Origin of the sequence: Pseudomonas sp. BF-RE-25, assembly GCF_019956105.1 — a bacterium.
Classification (GTDB): Bacteria; Pseudomonadota; Gammaproteobacteria; order Pseudomonadales; family Pseudomonadaceae; genus Aquipseudomonas; species Aquipseudomonas migulae.
Window position 1 is genome coordinate 52,368 of the sequence record NZ_JAHBDB010000017.1, and the last position, 15,882, is coordinate 68,249.

General features: G+C 59.7%; 16 protein-coding genes. 12 read left to right on the forward strand and 4 right to left on the reverse strand.

The features are described 5' to 3' along the window. Positions 1-51 precede the first annotated feature (51 nt). A complete protein-coding gene (desA, locus tag KGB24_RS09685; protein ID WP_008034081.1) occupies positions 52-1,239 on the reverse strand; it encodes a delta-9 fatty acid desaturase DesA in 1,188 nt (395 codons plus the stop codon). A gap of 147 nt (positions 1,240-1,386) precedes the next feature. Between desA and dibA the strand changes: the two genes are divergently transcribed. From dibA to KGB24_RS09715, 6 genes are all read left to right on the forward strand, one after another. Continuing rightward, on the forward strand, positions 1,387-3,306 hold the full coding sequence (gene dibA, locus KGB24_RS09690) for a phosphodiesterase DibA (protein WP_223415289.1): 1,920 nt from the start codon (positions 1,387-1,389) through the stop codon (positions 3,304-3,306). A 296-nt stretch (positions 3,307-3,602) separates the two neighbouring features. Next, on the forward strand, positions 3,603-3,785 hold the full coding sequence (gene oscA, locus KGB24_RS09695) for a sulfur starvation response protein OscA (RefSeq protein ID WP_008034086.1): 183 nt from the start codon (positions 3,603-3,605) through the stop codon (positions 3,783-3,785). Between the two features lie 69 nt (positions 3,786-3,854). Further along, on the forward strand, positions 3,855-4,868 hold the full coding sequence (locus tag KGB24_RS09700; RefSeq protein ID WP_223415288.1) for a sulfate ABC transporter substrate-binding protein: 1,014 nt from the start codon (positions 3,855-3,857) through the stop codon (positions 4,866-4,868). A 172-nt stretch (positions 4,869-5,040) separates the two neighbouring features. Beyond that, positions 5,041-5,859, forward strand: coding sequence for a sulfate ABC transporter permease subunit CysT (gene cysT, locus KGB24_RS09705; protein ID WP_007899634.1), 819 nt, complete (start codon positions 5,041-5,043; stop codon positions 5,857-5,859). A 12-nt stretch (positions 5,860-5,871) separates the two neighbouring features. Beyond that, entirely contained in the window at positions 5,872-6,741 is an 870-nt protein-coding gene (gene cysW, locus KGB24_RS09710) for a sulfate ABC transporter permease subunit CysW (RefSeq protein ID WP_008034093.1), read from the forward strand. A 3-nt stretch (positions 6,742-6,744) separates the two neighbouring features. Further along, positions 6,745-7,734 carry a sulfate/molybdate ABC transporter ATP-binding protein gene (locus KGB24_RS09715; protein WP_008039689.1) on the forward strand — a complete coding sequence of 330 codons (990 nt, stop codon included), beginning with the start codon at positions 6,745-6,747 and terminating at the stop codon, positions 7,732-7,734. Between the two features lie 153 nt (positions 7,735-7,887). On the opposite strand, the gene KGB24_RS09720 is transcribed toward KGB24_RS09715, so the two are convergent. Further along, positions 7,888-8,406, reverse strand: a complete 519-nt coding sequence (locus KGB24_RS09720; protein WP_223415287.1) for a DUF962 domain-containing protein — start codon at positions 8,404-8,406, stop codon at positions 7,888-7,890. 84 nt (positions 8,407-8,490) lie between these two features. On the opposite strand from KGB24_RS09720, the gene KGB24_RS09725 reads away from it, so the two are divergent. Next, positions 8,491-9,177, forward strand: coding sequence for a Crp/Fnr family transcriptional regulator (locus KGB24_RS09725; RefSeq protein ID WP_223415286.1), 687 nt, complete (start codon positions 8,491-8,493; stop codon positions 9,175-9,177). A 991-nt stretch (positions 9,178-10,168) separates the two neighbouring features. Continuing rightward, positions 10,169-10,534, forward strand: a complete 366-nt coding sequence (locus KGB24_RS09730) for a response regulator (RefSeq protein ID WP_223415285.1) — start codon at positions 10,169-10,171, stop codon at positions 10,532-10,534. Positions 10,535-10,690: 156 nt separating this feature from the next. Here KGB24_RS09730 and KGB24_RS09735 read toward each other — a convergent pair whose 3' ends face one another. After that, complete coding sequence (locus KGB24_RS09735) at positions 10,691-11,695, reverse strand: AraC family transcriptional regulator (RefSeq protein ID WP_008034389.1); 1,005 nt, start codon at positions 11,693-11,695, stop codon at positions 10,691-10,693. 100 nt (positions 11,696-11,795) lie between these two features. On the opposite strand from KGB24_RS09735, the gene KGB24_RS09740 reads away from it, so the two are divergent. After that, positions 11,796-12,869: a fatty acid desaturase gene (locus KGB24_RS09740; RefSeq protein ID WP_223415284.1), complete on the forward strand. Its 1,074-nt coding sequence runs from the start codon at positions 11,796-11,798 to the stop codon at positions 12,867-12,869. A gap of 66 nt (positions 12,870-12,935) precedes the next feature. On the opposite strand, the gene KGB24_RS09745 is transcribed toward KGB24_RS09740, so the two are convergent. Beyond that, positions 12,936-13,856 (reverse strand): LysR family transcriptional regulator, encoded by a 921-nt coding sequence (locus tag KGB24_RS09745; protein WP_008045249.1) that lies wholly within the window; start codon positions 13,854-13,856, stop codon positions 12,936-12,938. A 199-nt stretch (positions 13,857-14,055) separates the two neighbouring features. On the opposite strand from KGB24_RS09745, the gene KGB24_RS29225 reads away from it, so the two are divergent. The 3 genes from KGB24_RS29225 to KGB24_RS09755 all read left to right on the forward strand — a co-directional run bounded on the left by KGB24_RS29225 (position 14,056) and on the right by KGB24_RS09755 (position 15,881). Next, positions 14,056-14,181, forward strand: a complete 126-nt coding sequence (locus tag KGB24_RS29225) for a hypothetical protein (RefSeq protein WP_263287288.1) — start codon at positions 14,056-14,058, stop codon at positions 14,179-14,181. A gap of 120 nt (positions 14,182-14,301) precedes the next feature. Further along, on the forward strand, positions 14,302-15,111 hold the full coding sequence (locus KGB24_RS09750; RefSeq protein WP_008034397.1) for an energy transducer TonB: 810 nt from the start codon (positions 14,302-14,304) through the stop codon (positions 15,109-15,111). 44 nt (positions 15,112-15,155) lie between these two features. Beyond that, positions 15,156-15,881 (forward strand): MotA/TolQ/ExbB proton channel family protein, encoded by a 726-nt coding sequence (locus KGB24_RS09755; protein ID WP_008045247.1) that lies wholly within the window; start codon positions 15,156-15,158, stop codon positions 15,879-15,881. Position 15,882: the final 1 nt, after the last annotated feature.

Below are 15,882 nucleotides of genomic sequence, written 5' to 3' on the forward strand. Positions count from 1 at the left end.
AGCTAAGTTCCGAAGGGTGCGCCCGCAAACGGGGCGCACCGATCAACGGTGTCAGGCGGTAGCGGCAGGGCGCAGCGAATAGGTCTTCAATTGGTCGGCGAAGTCGCGCAGGGACTGAATTCCGCTGGCTTCGGCTTCGTGTACCCAATCCTTGATGGCTGCCAGCATGTCGTGACCATTTGAGCTGGTCTTGACCCAGATCTGCTGCAAGGCCAGTCGTTTCTCGTAAATTACCTTCAGCGCCTGACTGTGTTCGAGCATGGTCTGGATGCGCAGGTGGTGTTTGTCATCGAGCAGGCTGGTTTCCCGCGAGAGCAGGCGTTTGGCCCTGTGGAATTGGTGACGGACCGAGTGATCGACCTTTTCCAGCTCTTGTTTGACCAGCGGCGCGATCACCAATTTGCGGTACTGGGCCATGATCTGGAAGCGGTTGTTGAGGATGGCCATGGCGGTGTCCATGTCCAGGTTGCCTTTGCCTTCGACCCGGTGGGCAATCGGCGCAACCCGTTGAACCTTGGCCAGGCGCAGGAAACTGAAGACCTGGATCCAGGCCCAGCCGAGGTCGAATTCCCACTTCTTCACCGACAGTTTTGCCGAATTAGGATAGGTGTGATGGTTGTTATGCAGTTCTTCACCGCCGATCAGGATGCCCCAGGGCACCAGGTTGGTCGCCGCATCGCGGCATTCGAAGTTGCGGTAGCCGACGGCGTGGCCCAGGCCATTGACCACACCGGCGGCCCAGACCGGGATCCACATCATCTGGATAGCCCAGATGGTGATGCCGATGGTGCCGAACAGCAGCAGGTCGATGACGGCCATGATCGCCACGCCCAACAGCGGGTAACGGCTGTAGAGGTTGCGTTCGATCCAGTCTTCGGGGCAATTCTTGCCGTAGATGCGCAGGGTCTCGGGGTTTTCCGCTTCGGCTCGGTACAGCTCGGCACCTTTGCGCAGAACGGTGGACAAGCCCTTGATGACCGGGCTGTGCGGGTCATCGACGGTTTCGCATTTGGCGTGATGCTTGCGGTGGATGGCGGTCCACTCGCGGGTGTTCTGCGCCGTGGTCAGCCACAGCCAGAAGCGGAAGAAATGTTTCAGGCCGGCATTGAGCTCAAGCGAGCGATGGGCTGAATAACGATGCAGATAGACCGTCACGCCGATAATCGTGACGTGGGTCATCAGCAGGGTGACTGCCACCAGTGACCAGGGCGACAAGCCGAGAAAACCTTCGTACCACATAGGCTATAGCGCCCTCGATAAAGAAAAAAACAGCCGTTGCATTATCACTAAGCCCACAGATAAAACCAGTCGCCCTTTCAGATAAGAGTGGCTTGATGTTTCATTAACCTATAATTCCAACCCTTTTGTAGGGACATGGACGGCCGAATGTCTGCCACCTATCGCGATGCCATGCGTGCATCACTGCTTTACCTGCTGCTTTCCGTCGTCTGGCTGGAGCTCAGTGGTTATTTATTGAACAGTTTCTTCGATAGCTCCGATGAGTTACTGCGATGGCAACTGATCAACGGTTACGTTTGGGTGGTGCTCAGCGCCGGGCTGATCTTCCTCGCCCGGGCGCGATTGTTCCGTTGCCTGGGGATCGGCGCCAAATTGCGTGAGCGCAATGAAGACCGGGAGCGTTTGCGTCAGGCCGCCGCCGTGTTCGATTGCACCCGCGAGGGCGTGCTGGTCACCGACCGTAATGGGGTCATCGTCCATGTGAACCGCGCCTTCATGGAAATTACCGGCTACCAGTGCGAAGAAGTGTTGGGCCGGCAACCCAGCCTGTTCAAGTCCGGCCACCACCCGGCGAGTTTCTATCAGACGATGTTCGCCACGCTCAACCGTTGCGGCGAGTGGAGCGGCGAGATCTGGAACCGTCGCAAAAACGGCGGGATCTACCCGCAATGGCAGACGATCCGCCTGATTCACGACGACCAGGGCCAGCTCAGCCACTACGTCGCGGTGTTTTCCGACATCAGCGCGATCAAGGATTCCGAGCACGAACTCAAGTACCTGGCGCATCACGATCCACTGACCGACCTGCCCAACCGCCTGCTGTTCACCGACCGTGCCGAGCAGGCATTGGCGTCGGCGCAAATCCAAAAGCGCGGCTGTGCGTTGCTGATGATCGATCTGGATCACTTCAAGATGATCAACGACAGCCTCGGGCACACGGTCGGTGACCAATTGCTCAAGGCCGTGGCCGAACGCTTGAAGGCCATGTTCGGTCCGGGCATCACGCTGGCGCGGCTGGGTGGCGATGAGTTCGCCGTATTGGCTGAAAGTTGTCCGCAGCTGGTGCATGCCGCTGCACTGGCCCAGCGGATCGTCGACGGTCTCAAGGAGCCGTTCCACATTGACGGTCATCGGCTGTTTATCAACGCCAGCATCGGCATCAGCCTGTTTCCCGGCGATGCCTTGAGCGCTGAACAACTGCTGCGCAACGCCGACTCGGCCTTGTTCAAGGCCAAAAGTGCTGGTCGCGACGGTTACGCGTTCTACACCGAAGAATTGACCGCCCATGCGCAACAGCGGGTCGAGACGGCATCCGAATTGCGCCGCGCGCTGGAGCAACAGGAGCTGCGGGTGTATTACCAGCCGGTTCACGACCTCAAGACTCGTCGCCTGGTCGGTGTCGAGGCGCTGGTGCGCTGGGAGCATCCGCAGCGGGGGTTGGTGTCGCCGGCGGAATTCATCCCCATCGCCGAGCGCACCGGATTGATCGCCGAGATTGACGCCTGGGTCATGCAGCAGGCTTGTCGGCAGATGTGCCACTGGCAGCAGACGGGGGTGGCGTTGTCGTTTGTCGCGGTGAATGTTTCATCGCGATTGTTCGCGCGCCGTGAGCTGTATCAGCAGGTGGCACAGGTGCTGCACGACACCGGGCTGGATCCGGCGTATCTGGAGCTGGAAGTCACCGAGAGCGCGGTGATGGACGACCCGGAAGTGGCGCTGGAGCAGATGCATCGTTTACGCGAGCTCGGCGTACGGCTGGCCATCGATGATTTCGGCACGGGGTATTCGTCACTGTTGCGACTCAAGCGTTTGCCGGTGCAGAAACTCAAGATCGATCAGGGCTTCGTCGCCGGATTGCCTTGGGATGATGACGACGCGGCCATCGTGCGCGTGATCATCGCCCTGGCGCAAAGCATGGGCATGCAGGTGCATGCCGAAGGGATCGAGCAGGTCGAGCAGGCGGGTTTCCTGCTGGAGCAAGGTTGCGATCTTGGTCAGGGTTATTGGTTCGGCCGACCGGTGCCGGCCGGGCAACTGGACTGGATGCACGCCCCCGAATCCTACTAACAACCCGATCCCCTGTAGGAGCCGGCTTGCCGGCGATGGCTGCCTCAAGTCCTGCGTAAATATCGAGGGCCTCATCGCCGGCAAGCCGGCTCCTACAAGGATCGCGTGGTGCTGATTTTTGGATCCTTGATCCGTCGCACAGACGTAAACCCTCGCCCCGGCAAATAATTTCTTTTGGTTATATAAACATTCTTAAATAGTCTTTTTAAGAATATCCGCACCTATCTACTATTGGCCTCACGCCGCAAGCAGTGCCGCCCACTGCCAGGCAACCTCTCAGTCGAAGGAGCAGCACCATGAGCGCATCCCTACGTAGCGTTGACGGTCAAGACGAAGCCACCATCTTGCGTGAGATCCAGAGCGCCCTGCGCGATCTGCGATTTGGCGCCGTGGAAATCACCGTACACAACGCTCAAGTGGTCCAGATCGAGCGTAAAGAGAAATTCCGTTTGCAGAACCCGAGCACTAAATCGAGCTAAGCAGCCGGCAACCGATTCCAGCACTTCATAAAAAAAGCCAACACACCAAGAATTCCAGGAGCTTTCACCATGTCGTCGATTCGTCATTTCGCTTTGGCCGCACTGGCCAGTGCCCTTTTTGCTGGTTCTGCGGTTGCCAAGGATTATGAGCTGCTCAACGTGTCGTACGACCCGACTCGTGAGCTGTATCAGGATTACAACGCCGAGTTCGTCAAGTACTGGCAGAAAGACCATGCTGGCGACACCGTGAAAATCCAGCAGTCCCACGGTGGCTCGGGCAAGCAGGGCCGTGCGGTGATCGACGGTCTGCGTGCCGACGTAGTGACCCTGGCCCTGGCCGGTGACATCGACGAAATCGCCAAACTCGGCAAGACCCTGCCGGCGGACTGGCAGAAGCGTCTGCCGGAAGGGAGCACGCCATACACTTCGACCATCGTGTTCCTGGTACGTAAAGGCAACCCTAAAGGCATCAAGGACTGGGGCGACCTGATCAAGAACGACGTGTCGGTCATCACTCCGAACCCTAAAACCTCCGGCGGCGCACGCTGGAATTTCCTCGCGGCCTGGGCCTACGGCCTGAAAGCCAACGGCGGTAACGAAGCCAAGGCCAAGGAATACGTACAAACCCTGTTCAAGCACGTACCTGTGCTGGACACCGGTGCTCGCGGTTCGACCATCACTTTCGTCAACAACGGTCAGGGCGACGTGTTGTTGGCCTGGGAAAACGAAGCATTCCTGGCGCTGAAAGAAGACGGCGGCGCCGACAAGTTCGAGATCGTCGTGCCTTCGCTGTCGATCCTGGCCGAGCCTCCAGTGGCCGTAGTCGACAAAAACGCCGAGAAAAAAGGCAACGAGCAGATCGCCGAAGCGTACCTCAAGCACCTGTACAGCCCGGCCGGTCAGGAAATTGCCGCGAAAAACTTCTATCGTCCACGTGACAAGGACGTCTCCGCCAAGTACGCCCAACAGTTCCCGAAACTGGAGCTGGTGACCATCGACAAAGACTTCGGCGGCTGGAAAACCGCGCAACCGAAATTCTTTAATGACGGTGGCGTGTTCGACCAGATTTACTCGGCGCAGTAACCTGACTCAAGCCACACAACGAGCCTGATGCTTAGGCGCGTACCAAGTGGGAGCGGGCTTGCTCGCGAAGGCGGTGTGTCAGGCGACGTAACTGTTGACTGATATGCCCTCTTCGCGAGCAAGCCCGCTCCCACAGGTGCGTTTAGCAGATTGCTTTCAACCAAGGACTTTTATGTCGCGTCGTATCTCCCCCGTCATACCCGGCTTCGGGCTGACGCTGGGCTACACCTTGGTGTACCTCAGCCTGATTGTGCTCATACCACTGGCGGCGATGTTCGTGCATGCCGCTCAACTCACCTGGGATCAGTTCTGGGCGATCATCTCGGCGCCCCGCGTGCTGGCGGCGTTGAAGCTGAGCTTCGGCACCGCGCTGTACGCCGCGATCATCAACGGCATCATCGGCACGCTGCTGGCCTGGGTGTTGGTGCGCTATACCTTCCCGGGTCGCAAGGTCATCGATGCGATGATCGATCTGCCCTTCGCATTGCCCACGGCCGTGGCCGGTATCGCGCTGACTGCGCTGTACGCGCCGAATGGGTGGGTGGGTCAGTTTGCTGCGGACCTGGGTTTCAAGATCGCGTATACCCCCCTCGGCATCACGCTGGCGCTGACTTTTGTAACGCTTCCATTCGTAGTACGTACGGTACAGCCAGTATTGGCCGATATCCCGCGTGAAGTGGAAGAAGCAGCGGCGTGCCTCGGTGCAAAACCACTGCAGGTTTTCCGCCATATCCTGGTGCCCGCGCTGCTGCCTGCCTGGTTGACCGGTTTCGCGTTGGCCTTTGCCCGCGGGGTCGGCGAGTACGGTTCGGTGATTTTCATCGCCGGCAACATGCCGATGAAAACAGAAATTCTGCCGCTGCTGATCATGGTCAAGCTCGACCAGTACGATTACACCGGCGCCACCTCCATTGGTGTACTGATGCTGGTGGTTTCCTTCGTCCTGTTGCTGCTGATCAACTTGCTGCAACGCCGTATTGAAACCCCATAAGGAGGCGCAGAAATGTCCCAATCATCTATTGCTGCTGCTTCCTCGAACGCTGCCCGCCGTGGCAGTGCCACGTCACGGCGAATCCTGATCGGCCTCGGCTGGCTGGTGTTTGCCCTTTTCCTGTTGTTGCCGCTAGTGATCGTGGTGTCCCAGGGTTTGAAGAATGGTCTGGGTTCGTTCTTCACCGCGATCCTTGAACCCGACGCGCTGTCGGCGCTGAAACTCACGGTCATCGCCGTGTTGATTTCAGTCCCGCTGAACCTCGTGTTCGGCGTCAGCGCCGCGTGGTGCGTGAGCAAATACTCGTTCCGCGGTAAAAGCATTCTGGTGACCCTGATCGACCTGCCGTTCTCGGTATCGCCGGTGATCGCCGGTCTGGTCTACGTGCTGATGTTCGGCGCGCAGGGGCTGTTCGGCCCGTGGTTGCAGGATCACGATATCCAGATCGTCTTCGCCTTGCCGGGCATCGTACTGGCGACGATTTTCGTCACCGTGCCGTTCGTGGCGCGTGAACTGATCCCGCTGATGCAGGAACAAGGCACGCAGGAAGAAGAAGCCGCGCGCCTGCTGGGCGCCAATGGCTGGCAGATGTTCTGGCACGTCACCGTGCCCAATATCAAATGGGGCCTGATCTACGGCGTGGTGCTGTGCACGGCGCGGGCGATGGGTGAATTCGGGGCGGTGTCGGTGGTTTCCGGGCACATTCGCGGGGTGACCAACACCTTGCCGCTGCACGTCGAGATCCTCTACAACGAATACAACCACGTGGCCGCGTTCGCTGTGGCGAGCCTGTTGCTGATCCTGGCGCTCTTCATCCTGCTGCTCAAGCAGTGGAGCGAAAACCGTATTAACCGCCTGCGCGCCAGCGCCGCGGAGGAATAATTCATGTCGATCGAAGTGCGTAACGTCAGCAAGAATTTCAATGCGTTCAAGGCCCTCAATGACATCAGCCTGGACATTCAAAGCGGCGAACTCGTGGCGCTGCTCGGCCCGTCGGGTTGCGGCAAGACCACGCTGCTGCGGATCATCGCCGGTCTGGAAACCCCGGATCAGGGCAACATCGTGTTCCACGGTGAAGACGTTTCCGGCCACGACGTGCGTGATCGTAACGTCGGGTTTGTGTTCCAGCACTATGCGTTGTTCCGCCACATGACGGTGTTCGACAACGTCGCGTTCGGCCTGCGCATGAAACCGAAAAACCAGCGCCCGACTGAAAGCCAGATCGCGGCGAAGGTTCACGAATTGCTGAACATGGTGCAACTGGACTGGTTGTCGGATCGCTACCCGGAACAACTCTCCGGCGGCCAGCGTCAGCGTATCGCGCTGGCTCGTGCCTTGGCGGTCGAACCGAAAGTGCTGCTGCTCGACGAACCGTTCGGTGCACTCGACGCCAAGGTCCGCAAGGAGCTGCGTCGCTGGCTGGCGCGGCTGCACGAAGACATCAACCTGACTTCCGTGTTCGTGACCCACGACCAGGAAGAGGCGATGGAAGTGGCCGACCGTATCGTGGTGATGAACAAAGGGGTGATCGAGCAGATCGGCTCACCGGGCGACGTTTACGAAAACCCGGCCAGCGATTTCGTTTATCACTTCCTCGGCGATTCGAACCGTCTGCATCTGGGCGAAGACAAACACGTGCTGTTCCGTCCGCATGAAGTGTCGCTGTCGCGGCATGAGCTGGAGGATCACCACGCGGCTGAAGTACGCGATATCCGTCCATTGGGCGCGACAACCCGGGTGACGTTGAAGGTCGAAGGGCAGAGTGATTTGATCGAAGCGGAAGTGGTGAAGGATCACGACAGCCTGATCGGGTTGGCGAAGGGCGAAACCTTGTTCTTCAAGCCGAAGGTCTGGCAGAAAGTCGCCAACATCTAACCTTGTAGGAGCTGGCTTGCCGGCGATAGCGGTGTGTCTGACACACCGCGTTATCGTTGATCGCCGGCAAGCCGGCTCCTACAGTATTGCGGTGTACACAAACCCCTTGTAGGAGCGAGCGGTGCGGCGATCCGACTTGCCCGCGAAGGCGTCCTACGCAGCAGCGCGCTTCGGATTGATCCGAACACCCCCAACTCGCGCCTCGATCTGCTCTTTCAAGTCCCGTCGCATCCCCAGCAAAAACGCCAGTTCAACCACCACAAACAACGGCCCGACAATCAACCCCGTCACATCATCGACAAACGCCGGTTTGCGTCCTTCGTAATGATGCCCGACAAACTGAATCGCCCAGCCGATCACAAACATCCCGACGCCGCTCGCCAGCCACACCAGCGTGCTTTGCTGTGCCAGCACATGACCCGCCCAAACGCACAGACCGAGCAGCACCGTCATCAGCACGCCTAAACGCAGTTCCAGGCGCAGGTAGAACCACGCCGATGCCAGCGAGACCAGCACCGCCGGCGAAAGCCAGCCTGCGGCCCATTGCGGCCGCGACAGCAACACCGCGACAGCGACCACAATCAGCGGAATACCGATAAAGTGGCTGGCAATATTGCGCGGATCACGGTGGTAGGCGGCGTATTGACTGAGATGGTCAACGAGGCTTTTCATTGTTATTCCTCCTGTAGGGTGATTGATCATGCCCCGGGTTCACCGCTCGCTCTGTCAGCCAGGCGACAATCTCCAGGAGTTTTCATGGACATGCAGGTTTGGCGTTCGCGCCTGGAAACGGGGCAGTGGTTCAGTCATCTACCTGTTCCTCTACAGAATAGTCTGTTGGCCAGCGCCAAGGTGCGGCGCCTGGCGTCGGGGCAGGGGCTGTTCAAACGCGGCGATCCGCCGTGCGGCTTGTACGCGGTGCTCGAAGGTTCCGTTCGAATTGGCGCTGTCAGCGAGCAGGGCAAGGAAGCGTTGTTGAGCCTCGTGGAGTCACCGCACTGGTTTGGCGAAATCTGCCTGTTCGACGGCCAGCCGCGCACCCATGATGCGTTCGGCGTCGGCCAGTGCATCCTGCTGCACATCCCGCAAGCCGCGCTGTTGGCCTTGCTGGATGAGCAACCGGTGTACTGGCGGCAACTGGCGTTGCTGATGAGCCAGAAACTGCGCCTGACTTTCATCAACCTCGAACAGTTGAGCCTGATGCCGGCGCCTGCACGGTTGGCGCATCGCTTGCTGATGATCGCCGACGGTTACGGCGAAATCGCCCCACCGCGGCGCGTGCTGCAACTGCCGCAGGAACAGCTGGCTTCAATGCTGTCGCTGTCACGCCAGACCACCAATCAGCTGCTCAAGGAATTGCAGGGGCAGGGGATTTTGAATTTGAAGTACGGTGAGATTGAGATTCTGGATGCCGAGCGGTTGCGGGCGTTGGCGATTTTTTAAAGTTGCCTGGTGTTTGGGGGGGTATCCGTTATTTTTGTTATGGCGGCTGGCGGTTTCGCCCTTACGGCGAGTCACTTTGGAAAAGCCCCAAAGTAACCAAAAGGCTCTTGCCCCTTTCGTTCGGTGGCTCGCTAATGCTCGCCATGCCCTCGCTCCGGTCCTGCTCCGTGGGCCCGCCGCGATCGGCCATCCTTGGCCGTGCGCGGCTAACCCGGCATCCATGCCGGGTTGCCCACTGCGCAGAACCTGCGCTCAGCCTCTCGAGGGGGCGACTACCGCCACAGCCGCCGAGGCGGCCTGAAAGCCGACCTGGCTCATTTGCGTATGCGTTCTCCTTCACTGCTGCGGTCACTTACTCCGGATATGTACACCGATCAACTGTAGGAGCCGGCTTGCTGGCGATAGCGTCCGTCCAGCCAATACAAACGTCGACCGACCCACCGCCATCGCCAGCAAGCCGGCTCCTACACGAGGATTGGGTTCACACGATTCAAAATTGTAGGAGCTGGCTTGCCGGCGATGGACGTCAACGATAACGCGGGGTGTCTGAATGAACGCGTCGCCTAGACGCTTTTCGCCGGCAAGCCGGCTCCTACAGGGATCGGCGTACGCTTTTGATTCTCACCACTCTTCAGGCCGAGCGTTAGCTCGCCTTCCGCTTTTGATCTGAGCGCCCCCTCGAGAGGCCGAGTGGAGGTTCTGCGCAGTGGGCAACCCGGCATGGATGGCCGATGGCGGCGGGCCCACGGAGCAGGACCGGAGCGAGGGCATGGCGAGCCTTAGCGAGCCACCGAACGAAAGGGGCAAGAGCCCTTGGTTACTTGGGGCTTTTCCAAGTGACTCGCCGTAAGGGCGAAACCAATAGCTGCCATAACCGCAGAAACGGATATGTACCCCAACTCGCCGCTACCGCCGAACCGAAGCATCACAGTAAAGGTGGGCTTTGTCCGCGAAGGCGCCTAGCCTGTGACGACGACAATCGAGGTGTGCCATGCGTGTGCTGTTAGTGGAAGACGAACCGGAGACCGCCAAACTCCTGGCCAGCGGCCTGAGCGAAGCGAGTTACTCGGTGGATGTGGCGCTCAACGGCATGGACGGCCGTCGTTTCATCGAGTCTGGCGAATACGAGCTGATCATTCTTGACGTCATGCTACCGGGGTTGAACGGCTGGCAATTGCAGCAACAGATCCGCAAGCTTGGCGAGACGCCAGTGCTGTTTCTCACCACCAAGGATGGCATTGAAGATCGCCTGCGCGGGTTGGAGCTGCATGAAGACGATTATCTGCTCAAGCCGTTTGCCGTGAGCGAACTGGTGGGGCGGGTGCGCAAGTTGGTGCGGCGGGATCGCGGTCGCTGAAGCTTCTGCGGTGCCTGGGCAATCGCCTTCGCGAGCAGGCTCGCTCCCACAGGGGGGCTGCGTTGCCAGGAAGTTTTTGTGTTCGTTGGAGATCCATTGTGGGAGCGAGCCTGCTCGCGATGAGGCCGGAACATTCAGCACACCCTTAGAATCCTGTCACCGCAACCCATCCCGAAACTGCCCCGGCGTCATCCCTGTCCAGCGCTTGAACGCGCGGCTGAAACTGCTCGTATCCGCAAACCCCAACAAATAACTGATCTCGCTCAACGAACATTGCGGGTCGCGCAGGTGCAGCAGCGCAAGGTTTTCACGGCTTTCATTGAGCAGCGTATCGAACCGGCAACCCTCATCTGCCAAATGCCGTTGCAGGCTGCGCAAGCTCAGGTGCAAGGCCTTGGCGATGTGTTCGGCGCTGGGCTCGCCCTCGGGCAGTTGCTCTTCAATGGCGTCGCGGACCTTGCGCTCCCAGGTCAGGGGTTTGAGCTGCGCCAGCGTGCGTTTGAGCACGGTTTCGTTGTGTTCGGCCAGTTCCGGGTTGGCGTCGTCCAAGTGACTGTCGAAGTCCACCAGCGCAAATTCCAGCCGGTCTTCGTCGGCCGAAAAGTGCACCGGTGAGCGGAAGACTTTGTGCCATTGATGCGCGTCGGCCGGTTCCGGGCGACGCAGGTACACCGCGAGCGGCGCGTAGTCGCGGCCCAGTCGGTTGCGGCAGGTGCGCACGTAAATCGCGGTGAAAGCGTCGATGGCTTCGAACGCTGGCGCCGGGTTGCCTGGCGGGATTTTCAGGCGGAAGCGATAGCGATCCTCGGTGCGGCTCAGTTCAAGATCCAGGGCATCGCTGACCACCTGGTGATAACGCACGATGCGCTCGAACACTTCGCGCAAACTGCCGCTGGCCACCAGCGCATAACCGAGTGCGTGAAAGGTGGTCGGGCTGACGAAGCGCGACACCCGTAAGCCGATCGCCGGATCGCCGCTGACCTGCACCGCGATTTCCCACAGCCGCGTAGTGCCCGACAACGGGTAACGGGCGTTCGGGTCGTCCATCAATTGCGGATCGAGCCCCGCCTGATGGCACAGCGCGGTGCTGTCGAGGCCCAGCGCATCGAGTTGCTTGCGCAGGGCACGGGTCCAGCTGGCGAGGGAGGTCGGTTCAGTCATGCTGATTGGCGCTTCCGGTCAACAGGTTGGCGTCCAGGGCTACCGCCTTGTGAAGGTTCACACGGCAGGATGCGAACATCAATAACCAGAGGATGGAAGCATGGACGGTACTTCTGCAAGTCCCCAGCGACTGAATGCAGCTCAACGATCTGCGCATATTCGCGAAGTGGTGTTGGCCAAAGGCGTCGAACTGCGTAAACGCTACCCGATTCTCAACCATCAGGACGCCTTGGGCGCGGGCATTCTGGCCTTTGCTTTGGCGGGAATGATCGGTTCGGCGGTGCTGTACATCAGCGGATACATGGCCTGGTGGGCATGTCTGCTGCTCAACGCGTTCTTTGCGTCGCTGACCCACGAGCTGGAACACGACCTGATTCATAGCATGTACTTCCGTAAACAACGCGTGCCGCACAATCTGATGATGGGCCTGGTGTGGCTGGCGCGGCCGAGCACGATCAACCCGTGGATTCGCCGGCATCTGCACCTCAATCACCACAAGGTGTCCGGCACTGAAGCCGACATGGAAGAGCGCGCGATCACCAATGGCGAGCCGTGGGGTTTTGCGCGGCTATTGATGGTCGGCGACAACGTGATGTCGGCGTTCATCCGCATGCTGCGGGCCAAGACCTGGACCCACAAGTTCAGCATCATCAAGCGTGCGTTGAAGGTCTATGCGCCGCTCGCGCTGGTGCATTGGGGCGCCTGGTACGTGTTTCTCGGCTTCCACGCCGCTAACGGCATCGCTCATCTTCTGGGAGCACCGATTGAATGGTCGGCGCCCACGCTCTCGATGATGCAGGTGATCGACATTGCGGTGGTGGTGATCATCGGCCCGAACGTGTTGCGCACGTTTTGCCTGCACTTTGTCAGCTCGAACATGCATTACTACGGCGATGTAGAGCAGGGCAACGTGATGCAACAGTGTCAGGTGTTGAACCCATGGTGGCTGTGGCCGTTGCAGGCGTTCTGCTTCAACTTCGGCAGCAGCCACGGGATCCATCACTTCGTGGTGAAGGAGCCGTTTTACATCCGTCAGTTGACCGTGCCGGTGGCGCACAAGGTGATGCGCGAGATGGGCGTGCGGTTTAACGATTTCGGGACGTTCGGGCGGGCGAACCGGTTTGTGCGCAAGGAAGAAGTGCAGGGGCAAACGGTGGAGGGTGTGCGCGTCTGAGGGCCTCTTCGCTGGCAAGCCAGCTCCTACAGGGGGCTTGCTTGCCGGCGAAAGCGGTCGTTCTGTTCAAACCGCGACGCTGACATCCTGCTTATCCACCGCCACCAACGTCTCGATCATCGCCCGCGCAGCCGGTGACAACCGGAACCCCGTGCGGCTGACAATCCCGCATCGCACGCTCATGCTCTCGATGTGCGGCGGCAGGTTTCGCCAGTGCAGCAGCACCAGCGAACCGTCGGCGATGTCCTCGACAAACGCTTCCTCCGTGCCTACTCCGATGGCGTTCGATTGCAGCACGATCCTGGCCAGCGCCGGAAAATGCTCGGTCTCGATGGTCGGTGAAAAATCGATCCGGCCGCTGAGGTTTGCCAGCAGTTTGCGAATACCCGGCGGGATCTGCGTGGTCGCCAACGGGTAATCGAACATGTCGTTGGTCGACAGGCTTTCCTTGGCCAGCAACGGATGTCCCGGACGGCAGAAAAACACACCGCGTTTGGGCGTCAGCGCTCGAGTCTGAAAGTTCGGATCCGCTTCGAAATGGCGGATGTCGGCGATGAAAAATTCAATCTCTTCACGGCTCAGGGCGCGACTGAGTTTTTCCCAGTTATCCACCTGAAAACAGGTGCGTATTTTCGGGTGGGCGCTGATGAATTGCGCCACCGCATCCGGCACCAGTTTTACCGCCGGTGCCGGGCCGCAGCCGAACCGCAGTTCACCGGCGTCGAGCTTGGTCATTTGCGTGACTTCGGCGTTGAGCAGTGCGGCGCCCTGTACCAGCGTCAGCGCATGTTGCAGCACCACCTGACCTTCCGGCGTAGGGCGCAAGTCCTTGTTGCCACGGTCCACCAGTGCGCAGCCGAATTCCTGTTCAAGCCCTTGAATGCTGCGACTGAATGCCGGCTGAGTGATGCCCATGGCGTCGGCTGCCCGTACGAAACTTCGATGTTCGGTGAGGGCAATGAAGTAACGCAGCTGACGAAGATCCATAGGTTTTTCCCGGCATCCTGAAACGACCTCGATGGCATGTGCGACGAGCGTGGTTGAGGTTTTTTAAAGGTAATCGCTTATTCCGTCAACGAAGCAATCAAATAACTATTAGATGATAAAAGAATATCAATAGAGCGTTGTCCCTGCCGCCCGATTGCCGGTGCCAAGGCTTCGTGGCCGCGAAAATGGTCCCGAAATCATGCCTTTGGTGAATATTTTCGATGCCTTAAAAGCATGTGATTTCCGCCTGTTGCCCGCAGCCCTTGCCGGGCAAGGCCTGGAGCCGATGGGTGGTCTTTTATATTCGTTTTTGGTCTATGCATAACTTTAAAGATTACTTTCTGAGATAAGCGTCTGCCTCAATGATTCACCCATCGATACGTCGTCGGGGGATGTCTGGCACGACGTTTCGGTTATCCGCAAAGAGACCGCAGGGAGTTAAGCAATGGGCAATGTCCAGACCGCCGCCAGCGCACACGAGGTGCTGTGGCGCCAGGCGCCGGGTGGCGAGTTGGTCGACCTCGGCCGGGTGCACCGAGTGCCCTTGGGGCAGCTGCGTTTGCAGCGTGCGCCCAAGGGCATTCTGAGTCGCCGGGAAACGATTCTGCTCGGTGTGCTGGCGCTGCTGGTGCATGGCGCAGTCATCTATTGGGTCAATCAGCAGCCGACCAAGGCATTGCCGATCGTGCCGCCGGAAATTCCGCCGATGACGATTGAATTCTCGCGTCCGGCGCCGCCCGTGGTCGAGCCGCCGCCACCGCAGCCGGTGCAACCCGTGGTCGAGCCACCGCCGCCGGTGGAAGACGAGCTGGCCGTGAAGCCGCCGCCACCGAAACCGATTCCCAAACCAAAACCGGTCGCCAAGCCCGTACCGAAACCGGTGCAAAAAGTCGCCCCGCAACCGCCTGCGCCGCCACAACCGGCAGCCCCTGTCGCGGCCCCGGCGCCACCTGCACCACCGGCGCCCGCGCCGGTGACGCCTGCCTCGGCCAATGCCGCGTACCTGAAAAACCCGGCGCCGGAATACCCGTCGCAAGCCGTGCGCCGCGGTTGGGAAGGCACGGTGTTATTGCGGGTGCATGTGTTGGCCAACGGCAAGCCTGGTGAGATTCAGATCCAGAAAGGCAGTGGTCGCGATTCCCTCGATGAGGCGGCGATCAATGCCGTGAAACGTTGGAGTTTCGTGCCGGCCAAGCAGGGTGAGGTCGCCCAGGACGGCTGGGTCAGCGTGCCCATCGATTTCAAGCTTCATTAAACCGCAACCAAATTCGCGCGAAACGTTTACACGAGGAACTCATCATGACGTTACTGGCATCTCCACTTGAATCCATCGAAAGCGCGGTGATCTGGCTGCTGGTGGTTTTTTCCGTTGCCACTTGGGGCCTGGCGTTGCTCAAAGGCGTGCAGTTCGGCCGCCTCAAGGTGCAGGACCGAAAGTTTCATAAGCAGTTCTGGGCGGCGTCGAGCCTTGATTCGGCGGCGGAGCTGGCCGAGACCCAGCCCGGCGCGGCGGCCCGAGTGGCCCAGGCTGGCTACGCGGCCATACAGGTAGGGGAGGCGCCACAAGCGGCGGATTTGAGCCAGGCGATCAACCATCAGGATCGTCTTGAGCGTGCTTTGCGTCAGCAGATCGTGCGTGAGCGCCGCTCGCTGGAAACAGGTTTGGCGGTGGTCGCAAGTATTGGCAGTACGTCGCCGTTCATTGGTTTGTTCGGCACTGTGTGGGGAATCATGGAGGCGTTGAAAGGAATCAGCGCAGCAGGTTCAGCCAGCCTGGAAACCGTGGCCGGGCCGATTGGCGCGGCGCTGGTGGCAACGGGTGTGGGGATCGCCGTCGCGGTACCGGCGGTGCTGGTTTACAACTACTTTTTGCGTCGTCTGAAACTGACGGCGGCGGACCTGGATGACTTCGCCCATGACTTCTACAGCCTGGCGCAGAAGAGTTCGTTCCGTGTGCTGATTCATCCGACGGCGCATAAAACCGCCGCATCGGGCAGCGCGCAGAAAGTGAAGGAGGCGTCCTGAG

Coding starts and splice junctions, on each gene's coding strand:
- KGB24_RS09745 (WP_008045249.1), bottom strand. CDS start 13,856: ATGGATCTTCGTCAGCTGCGTTACTTCATTGCCCTCACCGAACATCGA.
- KGB24_RS09755 (WP_008045247.1), top strand. CDS start 15,156: ATGACGTTACTGGCATCTCCACTTGAATCCATCGAAAGCGCGGTGATC.
- KGB24_RS09725 (WP_223415286.1), top strand. CDS start 8,491: ATGGACATGCAGGTTTGGCGTTCGCGCCTGGAAACGGGGCAGTGGTTC.
- KGB24_RS09715 (WP_008039689.1), top strand. CDS start 6,745: ATGTCGATCGAAGTGCGTAACGTCAGCAAGAATTTCAATGCGTTCAAG.
- KGB24_RS09700 (WP_223415288.1), top strand. CDS start 3,855: ATGTCGTCGATTCGTCATTTCGCTTTGGCCGCACTGGCCAGTGCCCTT.
- cysW (WP_008034093.1), top strand. CDS start 5,872: ATGTCCCAATCATCTATTGCTGCTGCTTCCTCGAACGCTGCCCGCCGT.
- KGB24_RS09720 (WP_223415287.1), bottom strand. CDS start 8,406: ATGAAAAGCCTCGTTGACCATCTCAGTCAATACGCCGCCTACCACCGT.
- KGB24_RS09740 (WP_223415284.1), top strand. CDS start 11,796: ATGGACGGTACTTCTGCAAGTCCCCAGCGACTGAATGCAGCTCAACGA.
- KGB24_RS09730 (WP_223415285.1), top strand. CDS start 10,169: ATGCGTGTGCTGTTAGTGGAAGACGAACCGGAGACCGCCAAACTCCTG.
- KGB24_RS29225 (WP_263287288.1), top strand. CDS start 14,056: ATGCCTTTGGTGAATATTTTCGATGCCTTAAAAGCATGTGATTTCCGC.
- dibA (WP_223415289.1), top strand. CDS start 1,387: ATGTCTGCCACCTATCGCGATGCCATGCGTGCATCACTGCTTTACCTG.
- cysT (WP_007899634.1), top strand. CDS start 5,041: ATGTCGCGTCGTATCTCCCCCGTCATACCCGGCTTCGGGCTGACGCTG.
- KGB24_RS09735 (WP_008034389.1), bottom strand. CDS start 11,695: ATGACTGAACCGACCTCCCTCGCCAGCTGGACCCGTGCCCTGCGCAAG.
- KGB24_RS09750 (WP_008034397.1), top strand. CDS start 14,302: ATGGGCAATGTCCAGACCGCCGCCAGCGCACACGAGGTGCTGTGGCGC.
- oscA (WP_008034086.1), top strand. CDS start 3,603: ATGAGCGCATCCCTACGTAGCGTTGACGGTCAAGACGAAGCCACCATC.
- desA (WP_008034081.1), bottom strand. CDS start 1,239: ATGTGGTACGAAGGTTTTCTCGGCTTGTCGCCCTGGTCACTGGTGGCA.